Source organism: Psittacicella hinzii (genome assembly GCF_003585935.1).
GTDB classification, from domain to species: Bacteria; Pseudomonadota; Gammaproteobacteria; order Enterobacterales; family Psittacicellaceae; genus Psittacicella; species Psittacicella hinzii.
The window spans coordinates 1-6,479 of the sequence record NZ_NRJG01000153.1 but is presented as its reverse complement, the minus strand read 5'-3'; the positions used below and the strand labels follow the sequence as shown (position 1 = coordinate 6,479).

The 6,479-nt window shown below is 35.5% G+C and carries 5 protein-coding genes and 1 tRNA gene; all 6 read left to right on the top strand.

The features are described 5' to 3' along the window. Positions 1–283 precede the first annotated feature (283 nt). The 6 genes from CKF58_RS07190 to truB all read left to right on the top strand — a co-directional run bounded on the left by CKF58_RS07190 (position 284) and on the right by truB (position 6,465). A tRNA-Met gene (locus CKF58_RS07190) sits at positions 284–360 on the top strand. Between the two features lie 162 nt (positions 361–522). After that, positions 523–1,059 (top strand): ribosome maturation factor RimP, encoded by a 537-nt coding sequence (gene rimP / locus CKF58_RS07185; RefSeq protein WP_119532424.1) that lies wholly within the window; start codon positions 523–525, stop codon positions 1,057–1,059. Between the two features lie 36 nt (positions 1,060–1,095). Next, positions 1,096–2,670 (top strand): transcription termination factor NusA, encoded by a 1,575-nt coding sequence (gene nusA, locus CKF58_RS07180; RefSeq protein WP_119532422.1) that lies wholly within the window; start codon positions 1,096–1,098, stop codon positions 2,668–2,670. Beyond that, the gene (gene infB / locus CKF58_RS07175) at positions 2,670–5,015 is read left to right on the top strand and encodes a translation initiation factor IF-2 (protein ID WP_119532420.1); all 2,346 of its coding nucleotides are present in this window, start codon (positions 2,670–2,672) and stop codon (positions 5,013–5,015) included. Before nusA ends, infB begins: the two co-directional genes overlap by 1 nt. A 60-nt stretch (positions 5,016–5,075) precedes the next feature. After that, the gene (gene rbfA, locus CKF58_RS07170) at positions 5,076–5,441 is read left to right on the top strand and encodes a 30S ribosome-binding factor RbfA (RefSeq protein WP_119532418.1); all 366 of its coding nucleotides are present in this window, start codon (positions 5,076–5,078) and stop codon (positions 5,439–5,441) included. A gap of 1 nt (position 5,442) precedes the next feature. Then, positions 5,443–6,465 (top strand): tRNA pseudouridine(55) synthase TruB, encoded by a 1,023-nt coding sequence (truB, locus tag CKF58_RS07165; RefSeq protein WP_119532416.1) that lies wholly within the window; start codon positions 5,443–5,445, stop codon positions 6,463–6,465. Positions 6,466–6,479 lie beyond the last annotated feature (14 nt).

The window sequence follows — 6,479 nt, the reverse complement described above, 5'->3', positions numbered from 1 at the left end:
AATAAATATTAATTTAAATTTTAGGGAACTAAGATAAATAAAAAACACATAGACTTAATAAGAAATTATTTTATTAATTAAATTTTGCCTAATATAAGCAAAAAATCTTTAATTTTTTGTTTCCTAAAAAACAAACACTTAGACAAAAACTTAAAAATATTTTTAAAAATCTCTTGCATTAGACTCTTTTCTGATCTATAATAGTCAGCGTTGAGGAAAGACAAGAACTTAAAAAAAAGATACTTCTTAAAGTTTTTGTGGATCTTGCAATAAGGTTTTTTATTGCGGGATGGAGCAGTCTGGTAGCTCGTCGGGCTCATAACCCGAAGGTCGTTGGTTCAAATCCAGCTCCCGCGTCCAATTTTCTCGAAAAGGTATATCATTTCCTTTTTGAATTAAGTTTCAAAAGGGCAGCTTGTAACAAGCTGCCCTTTTTGCTGATTTAAATTTTACCTTGATTATAAAATTAGTTTTAAATATTAACGACTTATTTTTTTATAATCTTTTGCAGAATTATTATTTATGGCATTACTTCAAGATCGTATTAAAGAAATGATCAGACCTACATTAGAAAATTTAGGTTATGATCTCTGGGGTGTAGAATTTATTAATGGTAAACACCCTACTTTATTAGTTTATATCGATAAAGAAAATGGCATTGTCATCGAAGATTGTGAAATCGCTTCAGATGCTATCAGTCCTATTCTAGACGTTGAAGATCCAATTGAGCAAGAATATGATTTAGAAATTTCTTCTCCAGGTCTTGATCGTCCACTCTTTACCTTAGAACAATACGCTAAATATGTAAATACTCCGGTAGTTATTCATTTACGTATGCCACAACAAAGCCGTCGCAAATGGATGGGGAAATTAATCGAAGTAACGGAAAACAGTATTAAATTAGATACTTCTTACGTTAAACCGAAACCAGGTAAAAAACCACGTCCTGGGAAACAAAGTAAAGCTGCTAACGCTACTTCAACCCCAGACGCAATTATCGAATTTCTCTTTGCCAACATTATGAAAGGCAATGTGGATCCAGTATTTGAAGATTTTTAAGAACTCTATCTACAGTATTTATTAGGATTTATCATTATGGCTAACAACCAAACAACACTAGAATTAGTGCAATGGGCACGTGAAGTGGCGGAAAAGCGTCACTTAGACTTTGCAAAAATCTTAGAAGCAATTGAAGAAGGTTTAGCAATTTCTGTACGTCGTAAATACGACAGTGATCGTGCTTTTAGAATTAAATTAGATCCAAAAACCGGTGAAGCGACAATCTACCGTTTGTGGAAAGTGGTTGAAGATGTAAATGTTTCAACACGTGAAATTAGTTTAGAAGCTGCACTATATGAGAACCCAAATATTAAAGTGGGGGATTATATCGAAGATATCGATGAAGACGAAGAAATCGTTTTAGATCGTATCGGTTACAATACTTTCCGTCAAATTATGACTGCCAAAGTACGTAGCTTAGAAAACGAAAAAATTATTAAATCTTACGAACCATATTTAGGTACAGTTGTAACTGGTCGCGTAAAACAAACTAAAGGTAACTCTGTTACTTTAACTTTCCCTGAATTAAACAACGCTTCTCCTACAGCTAACCCAGAATTAGATGAAGGCGAACACCGTAATGTTGAAGGTATTATTCGTAAAGAAGGTACTATTCCAGGTGAAAGATTACGTAACAACCAAGAAGTTAAAGCTTTATTATTAGCTTTAGAATCTGGTGATCCTAATAAACAACAAATGGTACTTTCACGTAGTGCTCCTGAATTTTTAGGTGCATTATTAACTAAACAAGTACCTGAAATTCAAACTGGACAAATTGAAATCGTAGCTATTGCTCGTGATCCAGGTGTACGTGCAAAAGTAATCGTTAAATCACATGATCAACGTTTAGACGTAATCGGTGCATGTTTAGGGGTTAAAACTACACGTATTAGTCCAGTATCTCGTGAATTACATCACGAAAAAATCGATATCATCCCTTACGATGACGATTTTGTAACTTACATTCACAACCTTTTAACTTTAGATCCAACACAAGAAGCACAAATTGTTATTGATGATCAATCAAATCAAATTCAAGTTGCTGTAAATAAAGAGCAACTATCTTCTTCAATTGGACAAAAAGGGGTGAACGTTCGCTTAGCCTCACAAATTTTAGGTTGGAAAATCCGCGTTTATGATCTAGAGTCGTTTGAAAAAGCGAAAAACGAAGAAGATCAAGAGTACATTAAATACTTCATTGAAAATTTAAACTTAGACGAAGATACTTCTCGTTTCCTAGTAGAACAAGGATTCAAACGTATTGAAGAATTAGCTCTTGCTGAATTAAGTGAATTAGAAGAGTTATTCGAAACTGAAGATGCACAAGAGTTACAAAACTTAGCTAAAGCTAAAGTAGCTGAAATTCTTAATGCACAAAAAGAAAAAATCGCAGAAGCTAACATTGATCCTCGCTTACAAGATTTAGAAGGTATGAATAATGATATTCTTCTAAAACTTGCAGAAAATCAAGTTACAACTATTGAAGACCTAGCTGATCTAGCTACAGATGAATTAACATCATACATTAGTATGAGCGATAAAGTTGCTAATTCCCTAATTATGCAAGCTCGTCAAATCGTATGGTTCAATGAAGAGGAGACTGAGGCATAATGGTAAAAACAGATATTAAACCAAAAAGACGCACTTCAGAAAACGTGCAACATCGTAAAGACCGCAGTGTTTCGGCCGAACAAATGGCTTTATTAGAAAAACAAACAAATGAAGCTCAAGTTGAAAAACAACGTCAAAAACGTCGTGAAGAAGAAAAACAAGCACAACTTGAACGTGAAGAACGTGAAGAACAAGAGCGTATTGCACGTTTAGAACAAACTGCTAAAGCAAACCTTGAACGTCAAGAACGTTTAAAACGCCAAAAAGCTGAAGATAACAAAAACCGTAAAGCTAACAAAGCTAATAACAATAGCAATACCAATAATAACGGCAATAACAACAATGCTAACGCTAATAGCAACGGTAATAATAAGTTTAAAGGCAACAACAAAAAATCTAATCAATTTGTTGATAACTTTAGTAAAAACGAAGATAACGACGATTACTCAAAATACTCTTCTAAATATGCCAAAGATGCTGAAGTAGAAGAAGATCGTCGTAGTTCTAAAGCTGGTAAACGTCGTCAAAAAGGTGCTAAGTCGAAACTAAAACAAAGTTTCAAAAAACCTGAACAACCAGTTGTACGTGACGTGGTAATTGGTGAAACTATTACGGTTTCTGAATTATCTAACCGTATGGCGGTTAAAGCTGCTGATGTAATTAAATTCTTTATGAACATGGGTGAAATGGTAACTATTAACCAAGTATTACCACAAGAAACAGCTGTGTTCGTTGCTGAAGAAATGGGTCACAAAGTTATTAAACGTAACGATAACGACCTAGAGCAAGAATTATTAAATGCGTCAGAAGTAGACTCACAAAACAAGAAAACTATCACTCGTGCTCCAGTTGTTACCATCATGGGGCACGTTGACCACGGTAAAACTTCTTTACTTGACTACATTCGTAAAACACGTGTAGCTTCAGGTGAAGCTGGTGGTATTACCCAGCACATCGGTGCTTACCACGTAACCCTACCATCTGGTCGTGATATTACCTTCTTAGATACTCCAGGACACGCGGCATTCACCTCAATGCGTGCACGTGGAGCTAAAGCTACAGATATCGTAGTGTTAGTAGTTGCTGCTGACGACGGTGTAATGCCTCAAACTATTGAAGCGATTCAACACGCACGTGCTGCTAAAGTGCCAATTATCGTAGCGGTAAACAAAATCGATAAACCAGAAGCCAACCCAGAAAAAGTTCGTAATGAATTAATTCAGTACGGAGTTATTGCTGAAGAGTTAGGTGGTGACGAAATTTTCGTAAACGTATCAGCTAAAACAGGTAAAAACGTTGACGATTTATTAGAAACCATTGCTTTACAAGCTGAAGTTCTTGAATTAAAAGCAACTACTGATTGTTTAGCGCAAGGGGTGGTAATCGAATCATTCCTAGATAAAGGTCGTGGTCCAGTTGCAACAGTATTAGTACAAAATGGTACTTTAAATAAAGGTGACATTATCCTTTGTGGTTTAGAGTATGGTAAAATCCGTGCAATGCGTAACGACTTAGGTAAAGAAGTTGTTAATGCCGGTCCATCTATTCCAGTTGAGGTATTAGGTCTATCTGGTGTACCAAGTGCTGGTGACGAAGTAACTGTAGTTACTGACGAACGTAAAGCACGTGAAGTTGCTCTTTACCGTCAAGGTAAATTCAAAGAAATCAAACTAGCTCGTCAACAAAAAGCTAAACTTGAAAACCTATTTGCTAACGCTGAAGAGAATAAAGCTAGTGAGCTTAACATTGTCTTAAAAGCTGACGTACAAGGTTCGGTTGAAGCTATTAGTGACGCTCTATACAAACTATCAACCGATGAAGTAAAAGTAAATATTATTGCTTCAGGTGTGGGTGGTATTTCTGAAACTGATGCAACTCTTGCGCTAGCATCATCAGCGATTATTATCGGTTTCAACGTTCGTGCAGATGCTTCTGCGCGTGCAGTAATTGAACGCGAACACATTGATTTACGCTACTACAGCATTATCTATGATCTAATTAACGAAGTTAAACAAGCTATGTCAGGTCTTCTTGAACCTGAATACAAACAAGAGATCATTGGTCTGGCTGAAGTTCGTGATGTATTCCGTGCACCGAAATACGGTCAAATCGCAGGTTGTATGGTTACTGAAGGTATTATTAAACGTAATAATCCAATTCGCGTATTACGTGACAATATCGTTATTTATGAAGGTTCGTTAGAATCATTACGTCGTTTCAAAGATGACGTATCTGAAGTGCGTGCTGGTAATGAATGTGGTATTGGTGTTCGTAACTATAACGACGTACGCATTGGTGACCAAATCGAAGTTTACGAAGAGATTCGTATTGAACGTAGCATCTAATCTTTTTAATCCTAGTAAGCATGAGCTTACTAGGATTATTCACTATTTAGGAAATATTCCATGCAAAAGAATTTTAAACGTTCTGACAGAGTAGCTTCCGAAATACAAAAACAACTATCAATTATTTTACAACGCGAAATTAACGCTAATGAGTACGGCTTAATCAGCGTTAATAAAATTGAGATAAGTCCTGATTTAATGTATGTAAAAGCTTTTGTCTCATTTTTAGATCTAGGCAATTCTAATCTGTTATCTACAGAAGAAAAACTTAAACACTTAAGTAAACAAACTCCTTATATTCGCAGTTTACTCTCTAAAAGTGTAAAACTACGTGTTGTACCTGAAATTAGATTTATTCACGATGATAGCGCTGATAAATTAGATCACATGAATCGTTTAATTAAATCTATTAATAAAACTGCGTAATATGCAAAGACGAGATTTAGATGGGGTATTAATTTTTGATAAGCCCCTCGAAGTTAGTTCGAACAATATCCTCCAACGAGTTAAATATCTTTATCGTGCAAATAAAGCCGGACATACAGGAGCTTTAGATCCTTTAGCTTCAGGGATGCTGCCAATTTGTTTTGGTGAATCTACCAAAATAACTACCATGATGTTAGATTCAGATAAAGAATACGAAGTTACTGCTCATTTAGGAGTACGTACTAATACTTCAGATCGTGAAGGAGAGATTATTGCTCAAAAACCAGTACAAGTTACTCTTGAACAAATTCAACAAGTTATTAATGAGCACTTTACTGGACTAATTGAACAAAAACCAACTATCTGGTCAGCAATTAAGTACCAAGGCAAGCCTTTATATGAATATGCCCGTAAAGGTATTGAAGTACCTATTGCTAGCCGCCCGATTAATATCTATGAAATCGAAATTTTAAGTTGGTCTGAACCATTCTTAAAATTACGCGTTTATTGTTCTAAAGGTACTTATATTCGTACTTTAGTTGATGATTTAGGGGAAATTCTTGGATGTGGTGCCCACGTAGCAGAACTACGTCGCACTAAAATTGCAGGTTTTGAGAATTGTCAAATGGTGAGCATTGAAACTCTTGAGCAATTATTTGCCGACAAAAACTTTGCCGCTTTAGACAAATTATTATTACCGCTTGAAGCTCCGGTAAGCATGTACCCAGCTTTAACTCTAAGCGATGCTCAATTATTAAAAATGAGTTTAGGCATGACTTTAATTTATGCTTTTGCGCAACAAGCTGATCGTTTAGAATATGATAATAAAGAACAACTGTTTCGTATTTATCATGCTGATTTCGGTTTTATTGGTATGGCGCGTAATGTAGCTAAAAATCGTTTACGCGGTTATCGTTTATGTGCTCATACTGAAAAAATTGCCCGTAGTTTAAAAGAACGTGGTGTTAATTATAAGCATGCAGATGAGCAAGAGAAAGCTTTAATTCGTCAACTTGACGCCTAAGAAAAAACCTCCTG